The sequence below is a fragment of the Rhizobium sp. USDA 3886 genome, from assembly GCF_056279785.1.
The window spans coordinates 1,401,839-1,420,701 of the sequence record NZ_JBWCDC010000001.1 but is presented as its reverse complement, the minus strand read 5'-3'; the positions used below and the strand labels follow the sequence as shown (position 1 = coordinate 1,420,701).

The following is an 18,863-nucleotide window of genomic DNA, read 5'->3' as shown; positions in this document are numbered from 1 at the left end:
CGCCGATCCCTTCGAAGCCTATTTCTTGCGGTGCGGGGCGAACAGTTCCATGTCCGCCTCGCTGAGGCGATCGCTCGCCGTATTGAGCTGGTGCCAGTAAGGATACATCAGCGGCGGCAGGCTGACGTCGTCGAGGCGTTTGCGCTCCTCCTCCGTCAGCTTCAGTTCAGCGGCCGCGAGGTTATCCTTGAACTGCGCGTCGGTGCGCCCGCCAATGATAACGGAGGTCACGGCCCTGCGGCCGATCAGCCAGGCAAGCGCCACCTGTGCGGCCGATACGCCGCGGCTCTCGGCGATCGAGACAAGCGTTTCGACGATATTCCAGAGACGGTTTTCGTCGCGGATCGGCGGCTCGTCCCATCCGGCGAACTGGCGCGTGCCCTCCGGCGTTTGCTGGTTCCGGCGATGCTTGCCGGAGAGGAGGCCGCCCGCAAGCGGGCTCCAGACGAGAACCCCGAGACCTTGATCGACGCTGATCGGCAGCAGCTCGTATTCGGCGTCGCGGGCTTCGAGCGTATAATGGATCTGCTGGCTGACGAAGCGTTGGCGCCTTTCCCTTTCGCTGACGCCGAGTGCTTTCATGATGTGCCAGCCGGAAAAGTTCGAGCAGCCAACATAACGGACCTTGCCCTGGCGCACGAGCGTATCGAGCGCCTCCATCGTTTCTTCGAGCGGCGTCTGGCCGTCCCATTCATGGAGCTGGTAAAGATCGATGACATCGGTCTTCATGCGCCTGAGACTTGCCTCGCAGGCTGCGATCAAGTGCTGGCGCGACGAGCCGGCGTCGTTCGGGCCGTCGCCCATCGGGAAGCGCGCCTTCGTGGCGATCAGCACGCCGTTCTTGCGCTTGCCGCCAAGGACGTCGCCAAGAATTTCCTCCGAAACACCGGCCGAATAGACATCGGCGGTATCGATCAGATTGACGCCTGCATCGAGGCATATGTCGACGAGGCGGCGGGCTTCGGCAATGCCGAGATCGCCCACCATCTTCGCCCAGCCCTTGCCGCCGAAAGTCATCGTGCCCATCGTCATGGTCGAAATCTTGAGGCCCGAGCGGCCAAGCAGACGATATTCCATTGCTCATCTCCCAACTTCAAAAATCAAAAATCGAAACGCGGGGTAGAAGATAGCGGGGTGCCGTTACGGTCAAGTGCGGCTCGCGCCGGTATTCGCGGCGATCTTTAGCCGACTGTCACAATCATGTTATTCGCCCTCTCTATGGAACGCTCATGTTCATCATGAGGGAATTGCCATGAAGAAGCTGTCCATCTTTACCGCACTGCTGGCTGCCGGTCTCATTTCCGTTTCGGCCGAGGCCGCCGATCTCGTGCTCTACACCAGCCAGCCGAACGAAGACGCGCAGGCGACGGTCGATGGCTTCATGGCCGCCAATCCGGACGTCAAGGTCGATTGGGTGCGCGACGGCACGCCGAAGATCATGGCGAAGCTCCAGGCCGAGATCGAAGCCGGCAATCCGGTCGCCGACGTGCTCTTGATTGCCGACACGGTGACGCTAGAGCGCCTCAAGGAAGCCGGTAAGCTGCTCGCCTACAAGTCGCCGGAAGCGGCAAACTACGACGCCGCGCTCTACGATGCCGAGGGATACTATTATTCCACCAAGCTCATCACCACCGGCATCATATATAATACCTCGGCTCCGATGAAGCCGGCGAGCTGGAAGGATCTGACAAAGCCGGACGCCAAGGGCCTCGTTGCTATGCCGAGCCCGCTGACCTCCGGTGCGGCTCTCATCCATGCCCAGACGCTGGCTGCAGTCGATGGCCTCGGTTGGGACTACTACAAGGCGCTTGCCGCAAACGGCGCCATAGCTGCCGGCGGCAACGGCGCGGTCCTGAAGTCCGTTGCTTCCGGCGAGAAGGCTTACGGCATGGTCGTCGATTATATGCCGATCCGCGAGAAGGCAAAGGGCGCACCGGTCGAGTTCGTCTTCCCGCAAGAGGGCGTTTCGGCCGTGACCGAGCCCGTCGGCATTCTGGCGAGCACCAAGAACGCCGACGCGGCGAAGAAATTCGTCGACTACGTGCTGTCTGAAAAGGGTCAGGAAGCCTTCGTGAAGCTCGGCTATATTCCGGCCCGTAACGGCATGAAGCAACCGGAAGGTTTTCCGGCACGCGACAGCATCAAGGTGCTACCGATCAAGGCTGGCGAAGCGCTGAAGAATACCGATCAGGATCTGAAGACCTTCTCGGGCATCTACGGATCGAACTGATCACAACCGGATAGCCGATGCAGGGATATATTCGTGCGGGAAGCAGCCAGCCGGCCTGGCTGTTTCCCTTTGTCATTCTTATGGTTCTGGTTCTCAGCGTGCTGCCGCTGGCGCGGCTCGCCGTTGCAGGCATTGCCGCGTTGGCGAATGGTGGCGTGGCTGCCGTGCTTGCCGATCCGGCCCTCTGGTCGGCCACCTATTACACAATCGTTACCGCCGTTCTCGGCACGGCGTTTTCGCTCGTCATCGGCTGCGCCTTCGCCTTCCTGCTGACGCTGACGGATATTCGCGGCAAGGGGCTTTTGAGCTTCCTCTTCGTGCTGCCGATGATGATCCCGCCGCAGGTGACGGCGCTGGCCTGGGTGCAGATGTCCGGCCCGTCGAGCCCGCTTCTCAAAGCATTGCACATCGCGCCACCGCTAGGCTCCCCGCAGCCGCTTTATTCTGTCAGCGGGATTGCGCTGCTCTACGGCGTGCAGCATGCGCCGCTCGTCTATCTGGCTTTGAGGGCCGGGCTGATGGCGCTGCCGCGCGACGGCGTGGAGGCTGCGCGGCTTTCGGGCGCGTCCAGCTTTCGTGTGTTTCGCGATATTATCCTGCCGCTGTCGCTGCCCGGTGTCATCGCGGGTGCGGCGATCTCATTCGTCTCCTGCACCGGCAATTTCGGCATTCCGGCGATCCTCGGCATTCCCGCCTCGATATATACCTTGCCGACGCTGATCTTCTCGAAATTCTCGGCCTTCACCAGCCGTACGTTCGGCGATGTGGCGCTGCTGTCGGCAATCATCGCGATCATTTCGGTGGCCGGGCTTGCGATCCAGGATCGGGCCTTGCGCGGCCGGGACTATCGTGTGCTTGGCCTTTCGGGCGCGACAGCGGCCTTCGGTCTCGGCAGATGGAAGTATCTGTTCGCGCCGCTGCTTTGGATCATCTTGTTCTTCATGCTGGCAGCACCGTTCTTCGCGCTGCTTGCCGGAGCATTGGTGCCGGCATATGGCGTGCCGCTGACCTTCAAGACCATGTCCCTCAGCGCCTTTCATGAAATTCTCTTCCGCCAGGCGGTGACGCGGACGGCCTTTGTCAATTCGCTCTCGCTCGCGGCCGGAACGGCGGTGTGTCTCCTGCTGGTGACTTTTCTGGCGGCCTATGCCCTGACGCGGCGCAAGGATGCGATTGCGCGCATCGTCTCAAGTCTGATCGAAATACCCTATTCGCTGCCGGGCATCGTCATCGCGGTGTGCTTCATCCTCGTCTTTGCCGCACCGGTGCCTGTTCTCAACGTCACGCTTTACGGCACCATCTGGATCATCCTGATCGCCTATCTCTCGAGCTTCTTTGCCGTCAGCCTGAAGCCGGTCGTCAGCGCGTTCCACCAGCTCGATCCGGCGCTGGAGGAGGCAGCACGGCTTTCCGGCGCAGGCTTCTTCCGGCGGCTGAGGGATGTCATCGTGCCGCTGATTGCCCCGGCAGCCGGTGCTTCCGTCATTCTCGTCTTCCTGATTGCCTGTAACGAGTTGACAATTTCAGCGCTGCTCTGGTCCGCAGGTACGCAGACGCTCGGCGTGGCAATCTACAATCTCGATGACAGCGGCAGCTCGGATCTGGCGTCGGCGCTTTCCGTGCTTGTCGTCGTCATGGTCGTCGTCATGATGCTGCTTCTGGAATTGCTGGCAAAGCAGCTTCCCAAGGGCGTGGTGCCGTGGCGAAGCTGATCCTCAATCATGTAGCCAAGGATTTCGGCACCGGAAAACCGGCAGTGACCGCGCTTTCACTCGACGTGCGCGATGGAGGATTCCTGGCGCTTCTCGGCCCTTCCGGCTGCGGCAAGACGACGGTGCTCAGAATGATCGCAGGCTTCGAGACACCGAGCGACGGTTCGATCCATCTCGGCGAGCGGCTGCTTGCCGATGCGTCGCAATCTCTGCCGCCCGAACGGCGCAACATGGCGATGGTCTTCCAGTCCTATGCGCTCTGGCCGCATATGAACGTCGCTGGCAATGTCGGCTACCCGCTGAAGGTGCGCGGCATTGCAGGCGAAACCTATGGCCGGAAGGTGCGGGATGCGCTTTCGACTGTGCGGCTTGCGGACTACGCCGAGCGGCGTCCGGCCGACCTCTCGGGCGGGCAGCGCCAGCGCGTGGCGCTGGCACGCTGCCTGGTGACATCGCCGGATGTGGTGCTGCTCGACGAGCCGCTCGCCAATCTCGATCGGCATCTGAAGCAGGAGATGGAAGAGACCTTTCGCGAGTTTCACCAGCGTTCCGGCGCAACGATGATCTATGTGACGCACGACCAGAGCGAGGCGATGGCGCTGGCGACGGACATTGCGGTGATGTCCGAAGGGCGCCTGTTGCAAGTCGCGCCACCAGCCGAAATTTATGCGCGCCCCGAAGGGCGGATGGTCGGTGGGTTGATAGGGCGAGGGGCGATCCTGACCGCGCGGTCTCCGGTCGGTGACAGGCGCGATCTCGACTGGAAAGCGCTGCAGGCTATTATCGCCGGCGAGCCAGGCGAGGGACCGCAGATCGATATGCTCGTGCGTCCCGAAGACGTCCTGCTCGGCGGCGAGGGCATTCCGGCCACGGTGGAATCGGTTCTCTATGAAGGCGAGCGTTATGCGCTGAAACTCGCCCTGGAGGATGGCAAGATGCTGCGCGCTTTCAGCCGTACGGCAGTGCAGGCGGGCGATGTGTTAAAGGTCGCGATCCGTGCCGCATGGCGGCTCTGATTTCGTCCAAGCAGCCTTCCCGAATGCCTCTTTCGTCTCTACAAATGACGTAACGCCAACCGGAAATGTTCGATGTCGCTTCGCCTTGCCACATTCAACGTCGAAAACCTGATGACGCGTTTCGATTTCACCGGCTTTCGCAATCAGTTGCGCCAAGACCGTGTGATCAAGCTTTTCGAGGTGCAGAGCGAAGGCATCTATCAGCAGCTCGAACAGGCGCGGGTCATCGCCTCGACCGATGATACACGACAGATGACGGCGCTTGCGATCGCCGATGCCGATGCTGACATTCTCTGCCTGCAGGAAATCGACAACATAGAGGCGCTGCAGGCCTTCGAGTACGGCTATCTTTTCCGGATGGTGGGAACCGGTTACCGGCAGAAATATCTCGTCAAGGGCAATGACAGCCGCGGTATCGATGTCGCGGTCCTCATGCGCGAGGAAACGCATGACGGCCAGAAGATCGAACTGAAGGAGATCAAGAGCCACGCGATGCTCACTTATCGCGATCTCGATTTGTTCAACGATCAATTGGCGCTCACGAACCGTATTGACGACAAGATCTTCAAGCGCGACTGCCTGGAACTCGATCTCGTGATCGGCGGCGTGCCGCTGTCGCTTTATGTCGTGCATTTCAAGTCGATGGACGGGCCACGCACCAACGGCGTCAGCAGCAGGCAGGCGACGATGCCCGTCCGCCGGGCGGAGGCGCTGGCCGTGCGCCGGATCATCGAGGATAGGTTTGGCGCCGGACATACAGCCAACAAGAATTTCGTGATCTGCGGCGACATGAACGACTATCAGGAGCGGGTGAACGTCATCGGCGTGCGCAGGAGCGGGTACCGTTTCGAACACAAGGACGAGGCCGAAAGCGCGCTCGACGTGTTCAGCCATGACGGCTTTGCCGAGAACGCCGTTCGTCGCCGCGATCCGCTCGACCGCTGGACGCTCTATCACGCGCGGGGACCCGAAGAGCAGTGGCTTTGCCAGCTCGATTATCTCTGGCTCTCACCGGCGCTTGCGAAAGCAAACGTTGGCCGGGCGGCGGAGATCATTCGGAACGGCCAGCCTTTCCGCACCATCTTTCCGCCAGGCCAGGAAGTCGAGCGCTATCCGCGCACCGGTTGGGACCGGCCGAAAGCCTCCGACCATTGCCCCGTCGTCATGACACTGGATTTAATATGAGTCTTGAATTTTCAGATGATTTTGCCGGGTGGCCGCCGGAGAAGACTGTTTTTCCTGTCGCCTCGATCGACCTTCGCGTGCTGCCGGGCGAGCATCCTTTTCATCTGCAGAATGCAGCGCTTGCGGGCGAGAACTGGAAGCGCGAGATATCGGCCAAACCGGAGCTCTTCGACGGTCGCATGGTGTTTCAGCATGAGCTTGCCCTGAATGATGGCGGTATAGCGGGCGCGGGCCATATCATTCCTTTCTCGACCTTCATGTGGTGGCGCAAGCAGGCCGAACGCCGCGGCGGCATCCATCTTTTCGCATTCGGCATCATGGTGTCGTCGGATGGCGCGATCATCGCCGTGCGCATGGGTGCGCATACGGCGAATGCCGGCCAGGTTTATTGTGCCGCCGGTTCGCTGGACCTCGACGATATCGCGGGCGGCTGTTGCGACGTCGAGGGCAATATGCGGCGCGAGGTGCTTGAGGAAACGGGCATCGATCTTCGCGATGCGACGCCGGATGCCACCTATTATGCCAGCCATTTCCGCCGCACGGTCACCGTGTTCCGGCTGTTCCGCTTCGACCTCACTGCGGATGAAATGATCGAGCGGATCGCGGCCCATATGCTCGTTGCCGAGGACAAGGAAATCGCCGGAGCGGTCGCAATTCGATCGGCCGATAATTCGGCCTATCCCTATAACGTCGCCATGCTTCCGATCATCGATTGGTATTTCGCCAATATAAACGATGGCTAATATCTTGCACTCGTTTCGCCGGTCGGGCAGGTTGCAGGTTCGATGACCGATTAAGGAGACCGACGTGGCGCGCAGCTACAGCGTCTATGACGTGTTCACCGACCGCAAACTCGCCGGAAATCCGCTGGCCATCATCTTCGACGGCGACGATCTGAGCGACGATGCGATGCAGGCGATCGCCCGAGAGATGAACCTCTCGGAGACCGTCTTCGTACGTCCCTCCGCAAATCCGGCCTACACAGCCAAGCTCAGGATTTTCACGCCGGGCCGCGAACTGCCCTTCGCCGGCCACCCGACCGTCGGCGCGGCGATTGCGCTTGCCGAAGAGGCGCATGGCCGCGACATGACGCTCGATCTCGTCTCGGTGCTGGAGGAAAATGTCGGGCCGGTGCGGTGCGCGGTCCGGCTGCGGCGGGGCGAGGCGAGTTTTGCCGAATTCGATCTGCCGAAAAAATCGCAGCAGATCAGCATGCCGCTGGACAAGCTGGGCATCGCCAATGCGCTGTCGCTTAAGGTGACGGAGATCGGCTTCGAAAATCACGTGCCCTCGATCTGGAGCGCCGGCGTTCCTTTCCTGCTGGTGCCGGTCCACGATGTTGGGGCTGCAACGCGGCTCGAGTTCGATCCGCAGCTATGGGAGAAGACCGTGCCATTCGTCGACGGTTCGCTGGCCTCGGCCTATGTCTATTGCCGCGCCGGCATGAACCATTCGGCGCAGTTCCACGCGCGTATGTTTGCAAGCGACATGGGGATAACCGAGGATCCGGCGACCGGCGCGGCTGTCGCAGCTCTTTCAGGCGCGATCCATCATTTCGACCGGCTGCCGGACGGCCATCATCCGATCACGGTCGAACAGGGCGTGGAGATGGGCCGGCCATCCTTCATTCACCTGCACGTCGATGTCGAAGCCGGGACCATCTCTAATGCCCGGATCGGCGGGCAGGCGGTGCGCATCGCCACGGGTACGCTCGACCTTTGATTTCATTCCCATTTCAGCCGTGCGAAAAATTCTTCGAAATTAATCAAAGAATTTTCGGCAGGGCGCTGGACAAGACCAGCGATCCTGTTTATACGCCCCGTCACACCGCGCAGCCAAGCGCGAACGGGTGATTAGCTCAGTTGGTAGAGCAGCTGACTCTTAATCAGCGGGTCGTAGGTTCGAGCCCTACATCACCCACCAAAAACCTCTTGAAATCATTGAGAAATACGGCCTTTCTCCGGAGTTTCCGGGGGACTGGTTTCCAACAAATTGGAAACGGTTTCCAATCCACGTTCCGTTCCTGTTCCTGAAAGCGGCCGGTTCGATCTCGCTCCATCGAGCCTCCATGAGCTTCATCGCATCCCGCGCCAAGCTGCGCAGTGCGACCTCCCTCCCGTAGTGCTGAACCATCTGCGCCGACATATTGCAGATCGCGCCGACCTGGTTCTCCGTGCACCCAACTTCCAGCAGCTTGATTACCGCGTTCTTCCTTGCCTGCGGCGCGGCTGCCAGACGATCATCGATGGGAAAGCCGGAAGCTGCTGCACTTCAAGACATCAAGATATGGCGCGCCAGGGCATGGCCTGGTTGGGAAGGCTCACCGACGAATACGAGATCCAAGCGAGGATAGGCGAATGAAAAACAGACTTATCGACCTCAACAACCACCTGTTCAGCCAGCTTGAGCGCCTTACCGAGGAGAACATCACTCCGGAGCAGATCGAGCAGGAGGTTAACCAAGGCGGTCCCTTCATCTTTTGTGCTCAGGCCACCGGCGACGATAATTACTGCTGGCATCACTTGAAGCGTGCCTATCGGCCGAAGGAGAGCGAATGACTGACCTCTTCGGCTTCGAGATGCACCGCGATGCCGAGTTCTACGGCCCGAACCGGCTGACGCTGACCAGGCGCTGGGGAGAAGGCCCGCATGCCTGTGTTATTGGCCACAATCCGTCGAGGGCAGGAAAGCTCGTCGAGGACAACACCTCTCTCTGGTGGAATAGATGGTTCCGCGAGTTCGGATTCGGCGGATATGACGCCGTCAACCTCTATCCTTTCTGCACCTCAGACCCTTCGGAGTGCCGCCGTATCGTCGCAACCATCGAGCATGGCGCATGGGACGTCAGAGACGATCTCTATTTCGTCAACCTCCCTCATGTCGTTGCCAAGGCGAAAGCCGCAGCCAAAGTGTTTGTCTGCTGGGGCGCGATAGCCTGGGACATAGACTTTGCGGAACATGTCGCCGATGAAATCCAGTCCGGGGAAGGGCCGTATCCTGACTTGTGGTGCTGGGGCGTGACGTCGAGCGGAGCTCCTAAGCATCCGATGGCGCGGGGGACGCATCGTATTCCGGCAGATCAGAAAGCAATCATGTGGAGGGCAGCTGGCATATGAGCAAAGGCAAGCTCGACGCACTGCTCGACGGTCTCGGCATCAAATTGGTGCCGGTCTATCGACGCCGTGCGGCCGCGCAAAGCCATGCTCGAGGGACGATGCACGAGATCAGGAACGAATACGGCGATGGTCATCTCGTCTTCGTCCTTCGCTGCATCAAGCAGACGAAAAACAACCGCGACGAGCTTTGGAGCGAGACGATCGGCGCAATCTCCGATATCCTCATACAGCGTCAAGATTGGGCATTAGATCGCCCCTCCGAAGTCCTTGAAGCCTTCGGCACTATCCCCCTTGGTATATTGCGCGGAAAGGCCGTAGCGCGCCGACCCTGGCCGGTACGCGCAACCCTCAGAACCTACATCTACGATCGATTGGAGAGCATTCTTGATGAACCAGAACAGCGCCTTGCGGTTTGAAGACCTGACGGAAAGTGCGGCAATGATCGCCGACGCCAGCCTCATCGTGAGGGCGAGGTTCGTCGAGGCCGCCGACACCCTCCTGCATATTGATGTGCGCGGGCTGCGACCGGCAGCACTGCGAGCCTTCTGGCCGGAGCACGCCCTCGATTACAAGGAGGTGAAACTCCGCTATCGACCGTCGTCATCCGCCATATCCAGAGCAGAGGAAGTCATGTACCGTTGGCTGCTCGATTATGTGAAGGACGAAGATCGCCGCGTCCTGCTTGGCAAGTGGTCGATGTGCCTCGCAGCGCCTCATATCGCTGGATCGTTCCGAGATTTCTGCAAGGAAACGGGAAGAATTCGTAGGACGGCGGAACGCCATCTTCAAAATGAATTCCAGCACATTTCCAGCGCGATAATTAAATTTCCTCAATCGTTACAAGAGCCTGACTGGGGCAGGGTGTCGCCAATGATGCCGAATTCGGCTATCGATTTGGATAAGGTTAGAACACCTGTTGCCAAGCATGATCTTCATCATCTGATGGACGGCGCAAAGCCGGTCTACGATCCGCTGAGCCCGGAGCTTGCGGAGCTGGTTAAGCGCTTGGAGAAGGCGAACCGTCGGCGTGAACGCAAGCGCCAGGCCGCATAGGTTGAAGGGATGGTCGAGACGACCATCCCGGCCGCCGTTATCGAGCGGCGAAGATCATTGCATGGATTATCAGAGCGAGGAACGCGGCGGAAATCGCGAGCTCGATAGTCAGTTTGCGGTAGTAGATTTTAAGGTTCATCAAATCTCCTTCGGTTAGCGAAGGGATCACAGTGAACCCTTCGAAAGCATTTAGGGAAACCATCTCCAAAGCCAACTGCGGCCCGAGATTTTATTCCACGTAGTAAGGACGAGGTCCCAGCGCCCAGATACATTCGTCGAGCACGCTTGCTATCGTCGGTGTCAGCACCGGCAATGTCCAGGAAAGCCGACAAATAATTCCATGTGATAGTTCGGCTCGCCTGAGACTAGCCGCGGTTATTGCCGCGCCCTACCTTCACCTTCTTAGGAAAGGAGGAGCAAATGAAAAGCATCAGCGACTGGCTCGACGACAAGGTCGACGACATCATCAATACGCCGGGCTTTGAAGAAAGCTCGTCTGGGTTCGAAAGGGAAGCTGAGATATTGCGCGCGCAGGCGGAAGCCGATGGCTTCACCACCAAGGATCTCGAAGACGCATGCGGAGGCGATATTGCGGCCTATCTCATGGAGCGTCAGAACACGCTGACTCAATCGGAGATGCGTCAGAAGATCGAAGATGATCCTTATGGCAAGTGACTGGACGTCACACAAATAGGTCGCTCAGAACACCAGACCGGAGACTGACCACCTGAAAATCCGGGGCGCCTTGGTGTCGGTAAACATTCGGGGCCAAGTGCCTCCACAGGACCGGTGACCGCCTTCGAAGGGTGCCGGTGACGCGCCGGAAGCTCGGGAGAGCGGTCAACCTTGCGACAGCGATTAAGGACACGGGATCAACGCGGGCGGAGGAAGAAGACGGCACCTTCTTATGAACGGCGCGCTCCGCGTCTACATAAGGGAAGAACAAAGATATATCATGATGGTCGACCAAAGACGGCCACGCAGGATACGAATTCGAAAGCCAAATCATGCGCTTGAAAGATGCCAGATCCAAAATTTGGCAAATCGCGCAGGCCTAGAAAACTCTCCGCTAATCCGAGCCCGCCACCTTAACCGGTCGGCGGGTTTTTCATTTCATCCTGCACTACAGATCAAGCTTTTTAACCTCGACTGGCGGCACAAGAAGGTATTCCCATTTTGGGGTGGCTGATGCTGCGCCCGACCAGAATTGATGAGCATTATAGAATGCCACAGCCATCTGATCCGCAACGGTGAGCCAAGTTTGGTCGCACTTGAAAAAGCTGTTCGCGCTGACTTCGTATATCGGATGGGCTGATGTGAACGCCTTGACCTCGTCGACACTATCGAATGCAAAATAAGACTGCAATCGTGATGGCCGAAGGGAAAAGTCGGCGCGCCGCACGAATTCGAATACCATCTCCACGGCGCAGCTAGGTTCTACCACTCTAGCTCCGTCGTTAAGCCGGATACCAGATGACCTGGTCGCGAACTCCCATCCGTGGATAGACAACCCGTCAGGAAATAGACTGATGATGTGCTGAGCGATGTCATCGGACGTGAAATCGTCGCGGTGCGACCTAAGGAATTTCATATGAGCTTGCGGTGCCGATAACCATAATTTCAATGCTCCATCGCCGTACAAGCCTCGTCGGTCGGCTGAAAAAAGTCGCAACGAACGATCCATGGTTCTCTCTATATGTGATCAATGCAGAGGCATCTCAGCCGCTATGAAAGTACTGGCCGCCACCGCTGCTCCCGAAAGCACAGCGGCCGCAGCGCTGACCCAAGCTGCGAGCTGATTCCGGAAGGCGACTTTCTTATTAAAACTGTCCAGCTCGTCGAAGTTGGAGATGAGGGCACCTCCGATCGCTACGGCACCGCCGGGACCGTCACTCAAGACAATACTGTCCCGCGCGCCGTGAGGGGCTTTCACAAGTGGAGGAGAAAGTTTCGCCGCCCAGACCCAGGCGAGGCTGGAAGCGACTCAAAGTGCAGCAGATGCCAAGCCAAAAAATATCGCGAGAACTGCCATAACTATGCCTGTCGGGTTTTATTCTTACGGCGGCCGGAATAACTGCACGTCGGAGATACGGTCATGTGCTTGAAATGGGCGCCGCGGTAGTCGCTGTTCGGACGGACGTAGCGGTTGCACTCAGGACAGAGATAGACTGATGAGGAGGGGGCGCGGCTAATGTGGCAGTCTTCGAGTTCGCCCATCAAATTGCGTCTTTTAGCTACGTTAGCTTTGTCATGTCTCAGTGGGCTTTCTACTGACAGATGAACCCCACTTTTGCATTAATCCAGAGATAGGTTGTAGGAGGCTGCGCAGAGCGCGTTTCTCGATGTTGAAGCCGGGCCTCTTGAGAAAGATTTCAAGTGGGTCTTCCTCGTATGATACGCCATTGATGAATGATGTCCGGTAGATTCGGACTGTGAAGCGGCCCTCATCTTCATAGAAATAGAGCGTGCAGCGCTGCTCGTTGCCATGTGGCAACCCAGTCCTGCGGAATTGTTTCTCCACCTTTCGTCCCCCGAGGTTACCGATGCCAGTTCTGAGAACGAACGGCATGAGAGGCTTTCATTATTCTGGGTGAATCCGGCTGACGTCGCGGAGGAATATCGTTGACTCCTTCGCTCTGGCCGGTCTTCCACCCAATGTCGTGACTTCCTCTGTGAGGATATAGCCGACACGCTGAAGTGTGTTTGCCAAATCGGCCATCGAACGATTGTCTTCGATTGTCAGATGTCCGACCTGTTCAACCGGGCGCCTCAAATAGACAGCGTATCTAGTCATATGCGGTTCCTTTTGGGTTGCATCAAGATGACGATGAACGCCTGTGAGTCGCAAGTGCAGTTCAACAACATGAACGGCTTTGCACATTGTCGCCCCGGTTATTCGACTTCTCCACAAGCCATGGGGCGGTTCGATCTAAAATAGATGGGGAATAGGTGGCGCTCGCCGCTTGGGCGGCAGCCACCTTCATTCGAGGTTGCGCAGTCGGCAGGCTATTTCTTCGCCTTCTCAGCCAGTTCGTTGGCCTTGTCTCGATTGTTGCCGGCCTTCTTGATAATATCTCGGGCTTGCTCGTCGGAAAGGCCGTGCTTCCTTTTGAAGTAAGAGAGTTCGTATGGCTGGCCAGCTGCAACTCTGCCGCGGTCCTGCTTCACCGCTTTCTTGTTGTCTGCCATCCCATCCTCCCAAGGTTCGGGTTCTTCGGCCTGAAAAGTATGCCCGAGGTTATGCATGGAAGCCATCCTCACTCTCGCCCTGATGCTGCTCGCTACGCATTGGCTCTGCGATTACCCGCTGCAGGGACAGTTCCTCTCCGACGCCAAACAATCAGGCCCGCTGCGCGTTTATCACTTAATCGCTCATTCCGGCATCCAAGGTGCCGGCGTGGCAGTGGTCACGGGGAGCGTCTGGCTAGGTCTGCTCGAATGGGTGGCACACGCGGTGATAGACGAGGCGAAGGTGAGGGGCAAGACGACGTTCGCCCAGGACCAAGCCCTCCACATCGCCTGCAAGATCGTCTGGCTCGCTTGCCTCGTCCTGTCCGCAACGCTGCTGCATGGACCGTCTATCTCGCTCTGGTGGCGCTGACGTTTGGTCTGTCATCGCTTCCGGCATGGTGGCCGAGATGAGCGCGAAGGTCGAGCGGGGCGCGCTGCTGGTACTCTGCCTATGTGCAATCGCTGCACTGATCTGGATGTTTTGGTAGCATTGGATTCAATCCGGGATATCCGGTTCATCACCCCACATGGCTCTTCCGGCAGAGCTGGCTCTTGCAATGCCCGCTCGATTCGCCGTCGCGAACGGGGAGCTTATAGAGGCACTGTCCGTCGAACGATAAACAAGTCTGTCGTTTACAACCGTGCCTACATATCGCCCGTTTGGGGGCGGCGGTGCTGTCTATATCGGCACGGCCGACAGGAACCCGGCAGAACCGCTCAACGTCGAGCGCATCGGCACGGATGGACTGAAATACCTCACGGTCATGACGCGCCGGCAATTGACCGCTGGCGAGATCGATCGCGATCCGGCCTCAGAATGGTATGGACGGCCGAAGAACTACATCCTGAGCGGCGCCAATGGCATGCAGATGGAAATTCATCCATCGCGGCTGGTGATCTTCGGGGGAGCGATGGCGCCCGATGAGGATTTCAACCAGGCGGTCAATCTCGGCTGGGGCGAAAGCGTGCTGACGTCCACCCTTGACGCTATCAAGAACGCCGACAGCACGGCAGGAAACATCGCTTCGCTGATCTTCGAGGCCAAGATCGAGATCATCAAGGTTCCGCAGTTCTCGGCGAACATATGCTCAGGAACGGGCATGGCCGCGCACAGGTGCCACGACCTATTACGGCGAAGCGATACCGGACAATGAAATCCCGGTCGCAATCGTCAATGCCTCGTATGAAGCGGCATTCCTCGAGCTAACCAATCCTGGCAGTCTGTCGCCAGTCGTAACCGGCTCCGCAACGGTCAAGCGCGAAAAGGTCGGCCAGCTTGAGGTAGAGTATCAGCAGACGGCGACGGATCTGACGCCTGCTGAACTGGCAGCCCTCGCAACGCCGGTAGTTACGGTCATCGAAGGGCTGCTCTGGCCGTTTCTGTGCCCGATCCGTAAGCGGTGAACTGAGACCGTTACTTTTGAAAGTTCCAGGGCATGAGAGCGTCGATATCGCTGGCCGGCCATCCGGCCGCAATGTGTTGGAGTGTTTGCGTTAGCCAAGCGAGCGGATCAACATCGTTCATTTTGGCGGACTGAATAAGGGTTGAGATGGTCGCCCACGTTCGGCCGCCGCCGGCGTTACCCGCGAATAGACTATTTTTCCGAACGATTGCTTGGGGTCTGATAGCCCGTTCAACGATGTTGGAGTCCATCTCGATCCGTCCATCGTGAAGGAACTGTTCGAAGGCTTCACGCCGGTTGATGGCGTAGCGGATGGCCTCGGCGAGCTTGGATTTCCCAGAGATGCGAGGCAGCGTGTCTTGCCACAGCTTGTAGAGATCGGCAACGACGACCATGGACGCCTCCTGGCGGGCGGCAACACGCCGATCAGGGCTTTGTCCACGCACCTTTTCCTCGATCGCCCACAGCGCGCCCATCTTTTCGATCGTCGCCGTTGCCACTTTGGAACTGTCGCTCGCATGGAGTTCGTAAAACCGGCGGCGACTGTGCGCCCAACACCCAGCCAATAGCGCGCCGTCGTTTCCCCGGTCAGGTCGGGCGACGCGGTTGTAAGCAGTGTAGCCATCTATCTGCAGGATGCCGCGATAGCCGTCGAGATGCCGAGCGACACAATCGCCGGATCGACTGTCTTCAAAACGATAGGCCACCATCGGCGGACCACTTCCGCCGAATGGCCGATCGTCCCTGGCATACGCCCATAGATACGCGGTTTTGGCCGATCCCGATCCTGGCACCAGCGTCGGCAATGTCGTTTCGTCGGCGAATATTCGCTCGCCTTGTTTGATCTGGTTGAAGGTGTAGTCCGCAAGGATCTCGAGCTCGAACCCGAGCTTGCCCATCCACCGTGCCATGATGCCGCGATCGACTTCGACATGGTCGCGCAGGAAGATTGCCTCCTGCCGATAAAGCGGCAAGCCATCGCCGTATTTCGAGACCGCGATATAGGCGAGCAGCGCTTCCGTTGGGATGCCGCTCTCGACGATGTGCGCCGGTGCCAAGGCCTGGATGACCCCGTCCTCGTCTTTGAAGGCATACTTCGGACGGTGGGTGACGATCACCCGGAACTTCGGTGGGATGACATCCAGCCGCTCGGAGGTATCTTCACCGATCAGGATCTTCTGTGTGCCGGCATGCTCAGGAAGCTCGTCCGGCTCGATCACCACATGGATACGTTCCAGATGCGGCGGGAAGCCCTTGCGTGGACGCGGCGCACGTTTCGCAGCGCCTGCACCTCTTCCTTTTTCGACCAATGCCTGGATGGCGGCAATGCCGGTCTCGATCTCCTCGAAGACAAACGCACCCTGCTCGTCGAGATCCGCGTCGATGTTCTTGCTCTGCTTCTCCGAGCGTCTTCCATAGCGGTAACGGTCGAAGGCTTTGAGGACCTGCTTCAGCTTGGCGATCTGCTCGTCGGCGTCCGCATTGCGAGCCTTGAGATCAGCGACTTCACTCTCCAGAGCGTCCGCGCGCGCAGCCTTCTCAGCCATCGCCAGGATCATGGCTTTCAGCGCATCAACGTCATCGGGAAGCTGCAGATCGGCTGGTGTCATGCCTGCAAATAGAGCACATTTTGCCGACGATTTCCCGCAGTTTCGACGGCCTGATTCACTCTGCCGCAGGGCTTTTACCCAACAAGTTCCGGCCGTTTCACAGCAATCGAGCGGACGCAGTCCATGCCGTCGATCAACGCCATCAATTGTGCGTGGTTGAGCTGCACCCTGGCATGGCCGATCTTCGGCCAAACGAACTGATTTTTTTCCAGCCGCTTCGAATACAGGCAAACACCGGAACCATCCCACCAAGCGATCTTAATTCTGTCTGCTCTTTTTGCACGGAAGACATAAAGCGAGCCGTTGAACGGATCATTACCGGCATCGCGCACCAGCGACAGAAGGCTATCTGGACCTTTGCGGAAGTCCACGGGGTGGCTTGCCAGAAACACCTTCGCACCGGCCGGGATCATGCCGAGCGCACCGCACGGATCACCCGAGCAAGATGAGCCTCATCGATCTCGGCACCCGTGCGGATTACCGCATCACCGATGATGATGTCGACTGTGGAAGATGGGAATGCTTGGGCAGCTTGCTGCCCCTTTTCGGCTTTCGACGGCAAAGACATGGCTTTCTGCCGGGCAATGCGACGCCACGTGAACAACTGTGACGGATCAACACCAAGTCGGCGTGCTACTGCCGAGACGCTCGCTCCAGGCTGCACCGTCTCGGCCACAGCCTGTGGCCTTGAAGTCATTCGACCAATGTCGCCGCACTTGTCGCGGAGCTCCTTCCAATGGGCCGGCGACGGCCTCAATCATATGGAAGGTTCTATGATCAGGCACAGTAGCAGACATAGAAGTTCACACCCGAGCTAATTCCTGGATCGCTCTGTCACGGATAAACCCGCTGACCTGCCATCACCAGATGGGGTGTATGCATCGCTTACCCCGATCCTGCCTGGGATACTGGTGGTCTAACTACCAAAGGATTTTCACGGCGAGAACGATGCTCAAGAAGCAAATCGCCCACATTACGACCTGACCAGATGCTCCCTTGAACTCCACGCCGAATGCCTTGAGCTCGATTTGCCCGACAGCTTGGCGGAGCGTGCTGACCACAAGTAGAGAGAAAAGGGCGGCGGCGGGCAGTCCAAAAATGACGTGAAACTTATCAGTCATGATCGAGGCGAGAGTATTTCCGGCAGGTGTCTGTTCTGTGAACCAGACCGAGACTTCTCTCCCGAAAGAGAGCAGCATGACTAGAAAAGGTAGGACGATCAGCCAGATACCGATTAGGGACCACAAAACTCCATTGTTCAATCTCCTGGGCTGAGGAGCTCTTTTCGAAACCGGTCTTTCCATCAGGGCGTCCTCGGCAAAGAAGTGTGTGACGTATCATGCCATATGAATGAGCACTAGGAAGTTCTGGATGTCCAACCCTCTCTACACCCGCCTGCAGGGCACGGCGCATCGCCTGATCTCGTCATATGGCCAAGCGGGCACGGTGACGCGGGTTACTGCACCTGACCCAGTTGAAGGCGGTGCGCCGACGGAAACCGAGTACGGGGCAAAACTCGTGGCGATGACCTATGACCAGCGGTATATCGACGGCACGGTCATCACCACCGCAGACCGGCAGATTTACATCTCATCGGTCGGCTTCGCGATCGTGCCCCACGTTGGTGACGTCGTGACGGCCGGCGGCGTGGACTATCACATCATTGCCGCCGATCCGAACGACTACGACGGCGTCACCAACGTCGTCTTCATCGTCCAGGGAAGGATAGCGCCTTAGTCGTTGTCGGGTGCCCATTGGAGCTTGAATTCAATACTGTCATCCAGTGACGGGAACCGGCAGTGAGCGTCGAGCGCAGGCATTCCCGGTCCGCAGCTCGGTCGCGTGAGCCCGTAACTCCCGGCGTACTTCCTCACGGATTTGGAGAGCTTTCCTAAGTCAGAATACGGAATGTTTTTGACGATGATCTTCTCGAATTCATCCATGTGTCACCCCCCGGCGATCTTCTTGGCACGAGTATCATCGAAAGCCGAAACAATGGAAAGGAACCCCATATGACTAAGGTGCTACTCTCGAAGAGCTACAAGGCCCGGAAGCCTGGTGTAATCCTCGACATCCCGAACGGTGAAGCGGACTACCTCGAACGTCTCGGCCTCGGGCAGATCATCAAGGCTCCCGCTTCGAAGAAGGCCGGCAAGGGCGCCGAATAATGGCCACCCTTCGCCAGCAGCTTAGCGATCTCATTGACCGCCTGTCTCCCGACATGGAGCGGGCCTTTCGCGAGGCGATCGACGACATAAGGAGCGAGATCGTGCTGCGCGAGGTGGTCGAAAGTCTTGAAAGCCACGAT

At 58.5% G+C, this 18,863-nt stretch carries 22 protein-coding genes, 1 tRNA gene and 3 pseudogenes; 17 read left to right on the top strand and 9 right to left on the bottom strand.

The annotated features are described in order from the left end of the window. Positions 1-18: 18 nt before the first annotated feature. Positions 19-1,077, bottom strand: coding sequence for an aldo/keto reductase (locus ACZ9BX_RS07445; RefSeq protein ID WP_476216806.1), 1,059 nt, complete (start codon positions 1,075-1,077; stop codon positions 19-21). A gap of 175 nt (positions 1,078-1,252) precedes the next feature. Here ACZ9BX_RS07445 and ACZ9BX_RS07440 point away from each other — a divergent pair, with 175 nt between their 5' ends. The 7 genes from ACZ9BX_RS07440 (at position 1,253) to ACZ9BX_RS07410 (ending at position 8,066) form a co-directional block, all read left to right on the top strand. After that, positions 1,253-2,230 carry an ABC transporter substrate-binding protein gene (locus ACZ9BX_RS07440; protein WP_476216805.1) on the top strand — a complete coding sequence of 326 codons (978 nt, stop codon included), beginning with the start codon at positions 1,253-1,255 and terminating at the stop codon, positions 2,228-2,230. 17 nt (positions 2,231-2,247) lie between these two features. Next, positions 2,248-3,942: an ABC transporter permease gene (locus ACZ9BX_RS07435; protein ID WP_476216804.1), complete on the top strand. Its 1,695-nt coding sequence runs from the start codon at positions 2,248-2,250 to the stop codon at positions 3,940-3,942. Continuing rightward, positions 3,930-4,958, top strand: coding sequence for an ABC transporter ATP-binding protein (locus ACZ9BX_RS07430; protein ID WP_476216803.1), 1,029 nt, complete (start codon positions 3,930-3,932; stop codon positions 4,956-4,958). Before ACZ9BX_RS07435 ends, ACZ9BX_RS07430 begins: the two co-directional genes overlap by 13 nt. 72 nt (positions 4,959-5,030) lie before the next feature. After that, positions 5,031-6,143, top strand: coding sequence for an endonuclease/exonuclease/phosphatase family protein (locus ACZ9BX_RS07425; protein ID WP_476216802.1), 1,113 nt, complete (start codon positions 5,031-5,033; stop codon positions 6,141-6,143). Continuing rightward, on the top strand, positions 6,140-6,886 hold the full coding sequence (locus ACZ9BX_RS07420; RefSeq protein WP_476216801.1) for an NUDIX hydrolase: 747 nt from the start codon (positions 6,140-6,142) through the stop codon (positions 6,884-6,886). Before ACZ9BX_RS07425 ends, ACZ9BX_RS07420 begins: the two co-directional genes overlap by 4 nt. A 64-nt stretch (positions 6,887-6,950) precedes the next feature. Continuing rightward, a complete protein-coding gene (locus tag ACZ9BX_RS07415) occupies positions 6,951-7,865 on the top strand; it encodes a PhzF family phenazine biosynthesis protein (RefSeq protein WP_476216800.1) in 915 nt (304 codons plus the stop codon). 125 nt (positions 7,866-7,990) lie between these two features. Beyond that, positions 7,991-8,066, top strand: a tRNA-Lys gene (locus ACZ9BX_RS07410). 90 nt (positions 8,067-8,156) lie between these two features. Here the strand turns inward: ACZ9BX_RS07410 and ACZ9BX_RS07405 are convergent. Further along, positions 8,157-8,357: pseudogene (locus tag ACZ9BX_RS07405) on the bottom strand (hypothetical protein); the annotation flags it as partial. Between the two features lie 143 nt (positions 8,358-8,500). Between ACZ9BX_RS07405 and ACZ9BX_RS07400 the strand changes: the two are divergent. The 5 genes from ACZ9BX_RS07400 to ACZ9BX_RS07380 all read left to right on the top strand — a co-directional run bounded on the left by ACZ9BX_RS07400 (position 8,501) and on the right by ACZ9BX_RS07380 (position 10,986). After that, positions 8,501-8,701, top strand: coding sequence for a hypothetical protein (locus ACZ9BX_RS07400; RefSeq protein WP_476216799.1), 201 nt, complete (start codon positions 8,501-8,503; stop codon positions 8,699-8,701). Beyond that, the gene (locus ACZ9BX_RS07395) at positions 8,698-9,258 is read left to right on the top strand and encodes a DUF1643 domain-containing protein (protein WP_476216798.1); all 561 of its coding nucleotides are present in this window, start codon (positions 8,698-8,700) and stop codon (positions 9,256-9,258) included. Before ACZ9BX_RS07400 ends, ACZ9BX_RS07395 begins: the two co-directional genes overlap by 4 nt. Then, a complete protein-coding gene (locus ACZ9BX_RS07390; RefSeq protein ID WP_476216797.1) occupies positions 9,255-9,674 on the top strand; it encodes a hypothetical protein in 420 nt (139 codons plus the stop codon). The genes ACZ9BX_RS07395 and ACZ9BX_RS07390 overlap by 4 nt, the downstream gene beginning before the upstream one ends. Further along, positions 9,646-10,311, top strand: a complete 666-nt coding sequence (locus tag ACZ9BX_RS07385; protein ID WP_476216796.1) for a DUF6362 family protein — start codon at positions 9,646-9,648, stop codon at positions 10,309-10,311. Before ACZ9BX_RS07390 ends, ACZ9BX_RS07385 begins: the two co-directional genes overlap by 29 nt. A gap of 420 nt (positions 10,312-10,731) precedes the next feature. Next, a complete protein-coding gene (locus ACZ9BX_RS07380; RefSeq protein ID WP_476216795.1) occupies positions 10,732-10,986 on the top strand; it encodes a hypothetical protein in 255 nt (84 codons plus the stop codon). Between the two features lie 448 nt (positions 10,987-11,434). Here the strand turns inward: ACZ9BX_RS07380 and ACZ9BX_RS07375 are convergent, their stop codons facing one another. Both ACZ9BX_RS07375 and ACZ9BX_RS07370 read right to left on the bottom strand, forming a co-directional pair. After that, positions 11,435-11,995: a hypothetical protein gene (locus tag ACZ9BX_RS07375; protein ID WP_476216794.1), complete on the bottom strand. Its 561-nt coding sequence runs from the start codon at positions 11,993-11,995 to the stop codon at positions 11,435-11,437. Positions 11,996-13,317: 1,322 nt separating this feature from the next. Further along, positions 13,318-13,500, bottom strand: a complete 183-nt coding sequence (locus tag ACZ9BX_RS07370) for a DUF3606 domain-containing protein (RefSeq protein ID WP_476216793.1) — start codon at positions 13,498-13,500, stop codon at positions 13,318-13,320. A gap of 55 nt (positions 13,501-13,555) precedes the next feature. Between ACZ9BX_RS07370 and ACZ9BX_RS07365 the strand changes: the two genes are divergently transcribed. From ACZ9BX_RS07365 to ACZ9BX_RS07355, 3 genes and pseudogenes are all read left to right on the top strand, one after another. Then, entirely contained in the window at positions 13,556-13,912 is a 357-nt protein-coding gene (locus tag ACZ9BX_RS07365; RefSeq protein WP_476216792.1) for a DUF3307 domain-containing protein, read from the top strand. 295 nt (positions 13,913-14,207) lie between these two features. Then, a pseudogene (locus ACZ9BX_RS07360) lies at positions 14,208-14,627 on the top strand (anti-CBASS protein Acb1 family protein); the annotation flags it as partial. Continuing rightward, a pseudogene (locus tag ACZ9BX_RS07355) lies at positions 14,611-14,946 on the top strand (DnaT-like ssDNA-binding protein); the annotation flags it as partial. The pseudogenes ACZ9BX_RS07360 and ACZ9BX_RS07355, both read left to right, overlap by 17 nt. 10 nt (positions 14,947-14,956) lie before the next feature. Here the strand turns inward: ACZ9BX_RS07355 and tnpC are convergent. From tnpC to ACZ9BX_RS07335, 4 genes are all read right to left on the bottom strand, one after another. After that, positions 14,957-16,555, bottom strand: a complete 1,599-nt coding sequence (tnpC, locus tag ACZ9BX_RS07350) for an IS66 family transposase (protein WP_476216791.1) — start codon at positions 16,553-16,555, stop codon at positions 14,957-14,959. Between the two features lie 74 nt (positions 16,556-16,629). Further along, positions 16,630-16,968, bottom strand: a complete 339-nt coding sequence (tnpB, locus tag ACZ9BX_RS07345) for an IS66 family insertion sequence element accessory protein TnpB (protein ID WP_476216790.1) — start codon at positions 16,966-16,968, stop codon at positions 16,630-16,632. After that, the gene (locus ACZ9BX_RS07340; RefSeq protein ID WP_476214808.1) at positions 16,965-17,231 is read right to left on the bottom strand and encodes a transposase; all 267 of its coding nucleotides are present in this window, start codon (positions 17,229-17,231) and stop codon (positions 16,965-16,967) included. Before ACZ9BX_RS07340 ends, tnpB begins: the two co-directional genes overlap by 4 nt. Before the next feature lie 244 nt (positions 17,232-17,475). Beyond that, positions 17,476-17,859, bottom strand: a complete 384-nt coding sequence (locus tag ACZ9BX_RS07335) for a hypothetical protein (RefSeq protein WP_476216789.1) — start codon at positions 17,857-17,859, stop codon at positions 17,476-17,478. A gap of 67 nt (positions 17,860-17,926) precedes the next feature. On the opposite strand from ACZ9BX_RS07335, the gene ACZ9BX_RS07330 reads away from it, so the two are divergent. Beyond that, the gene (locus tag ACZ9BX_RS07330; RefSeq protein ID WP_476216788.1) at positions 17,927-18,292 is read left to right on the top strand and encodes a hypothetical protein; all 366 of its coding nucleotides are present in this window, start codon (positions 17,927-17,929) and stop codon (positions 18,290-18,292) included. Here the strand turns inward: ACZ9BX_RS07330 and ACZ9BX_RS07325 are convergent. Continuing rightward, positions 18,289-18,498: a hypothetical protein gene (locus ACZ9BX_RS07325; RefSeq protein WP_476216786.1), complete on the bottom strand. Its 210-nt coding sequence runs from the start codon at positions 18,496-18,498 to the stop codon at positions 18,289-18,291. The two genes, ACZ9BX_RS07330 and ACZ9BX_RS07325, sit on opposite strands and share 4 nt — an antisense overlap. A 69-nt stretch (positions 18,499-18,567) precedes the next feature. Between ACZ9BX_RS07325 and ACZ9BX_RS07320 the strand changes: the two genes are divergently transcribed. Then, entirely contained in the window at positions 18,568-18,723 is a 156-nt protein-coding gene (locus tag ACZ9BX_RS07320; RefSeq protein ID WP_476216784.1) for a hypothetical protein, read from the top strand. The last annotated feature ends 140 nt before the right edge of the window (positions 18,724-18,863 follow it).

Excerpts from the sequence above, each read along its gene's own strand:
- ACZ9BX_RS07445 (WP_476216806.1), bottom strand. The coding sequence starts at position 1,077 with ATGGAATATCGTCTGCTTGGCCGCTCGGGCCTCAAGATTTCGACCATG.
- ACZ9BX_RS07440 (WP_476216805.1), top strand. The coding sequence starts at position 1,253 with ATGAAGAAGCTGTCCATCTTTACCGCACTGCTGGCTGCCGGTCTCATT.
- ACZ9BX_RS07435 (WP_476216804.1), top strand. The coding sequence starts at position 2,248 with ATGCAGGGATATATTCGTGCGGGAAGCAGCCAGCCGGCCTGGCTGTTT.
- ACZ9BX_RS07425 (WP_476216802.1), top strand. The coding sequence starts at position 5,031 with ATGTCGCTTCGCCTTGCCACATTCAACGTCGAAAACCTGATGACGCGT.
- ACZ9BX_RS07420 (WP_476216801.1), top strand. The coding sequence starts at position 6,140 with ATGAGTCTTGAATTTTCAGATGATTTTGCCGGGTGGCCGCCGGAGAAG.
- ACZ9BX_RS07400 (WP_476216799.1), top strand. The coding sequence starts at position 8,501 with ATGAAAAACAGACTTATCGACCTCAACAACCACCTGTTCAGCCAGCTT.
- ACZ9BX_RS07395 (WP_476216798.1), top strand. The coding sequence starts at position 8,698 with ATGACTGACCTCTTCGGCTTCGAGATGCACCGCGATGCCGAGTTCTAC.
- ACZ9BX_RS07390 (WP_476216797.1), top strand. The coding sequence starts at position 9,255 with ATGAGCAAAGGCAAGCTCGACGCACTGCTCGACGGTCTCGGCATCAAA.
- ACZ9BX_RS07385 (WP_476216796.1), top strand. The coding sequence starts at position 9,646 with ATGAACCAGAACAGCGCCTTGCGGTTTGAAGACCTGACGGAAAGTGCG.
- ACZ9BX_RS07380 (WP_476216795.1), top strand. The coding sequence starts at position 10,732 with ATGAAAAGCATCAGCGACTGGCTCGACGACAAGGTCGACGACATCATC.
- ACZ9BX_RS07375 (WP_476216794.1), bottom strand. The coding sequence starts at position 11,995 with ATGGATCGTTCGTTGCGACTTTTTTCAGCCGACCGACGAGGCTTGTAC.
- ACZ9BX_RS07370 (WP_476216793.1), bottom strand. The coding sequence starts at position 13,500 with ATGGCAGACAACAAGAAAGCGGTGAAGCAGGACCGCGGCAGAGTTGCA.
- ACZ9BX_RS07365 (WP_476216792.1), top strand. The coding sequence starts at position 13,556 with ATGGAAGCCATCCTCACTCTCGCCCTGATGCTGCTCGCTACGCATTGG.
- tnpC (WP_476216791.1), bottom strand. The coding sequence starts at position 16,555 with ATGACACCAGCCGATCTGCAGCTTCCCGATGACGTTGATGCGCTGAAA.
- tnpB (WP_476216790.1), bottom strand. The coding sequence starts at position 16,968 with ATGATCCCGGCCGGTGCGAAGGTGTTTCTGGCAAGCCACCCCGTGGAC.
- ACZ9BX_RS07335 (WP_476216789.1), bottom strand. The coding sequence starts at position 17,859 with ATGGAAAGACCGGTTTCGAAAAGAGCTCCTCAGCCCAGGAGATTGAAC.
- ACZ9BX_RS07330 (WP_476216788.1), top strand. The coding sequence starts at position 17,927 with ATGTCCAACCCTCTCTACACCCGCCTGCAGGGCACGGCGCATCGCCTG.
- ACZ9BX_RS07325 (WP_476216786.1), bottom strand. The coding sequence starts at position 18,498 with ATGGATGAATTCGAGAAGATCATCGTCAAAAACATTCCGTATTCTGAC.
- ACZ9BX_RS07320 (WP_476216784.1), top strand. The coding sequence starts at position 18,568 with ATGACTAAGGTGCTACTCTCGAAGAGCTACAAGGCCCGGAAGCCTGGT.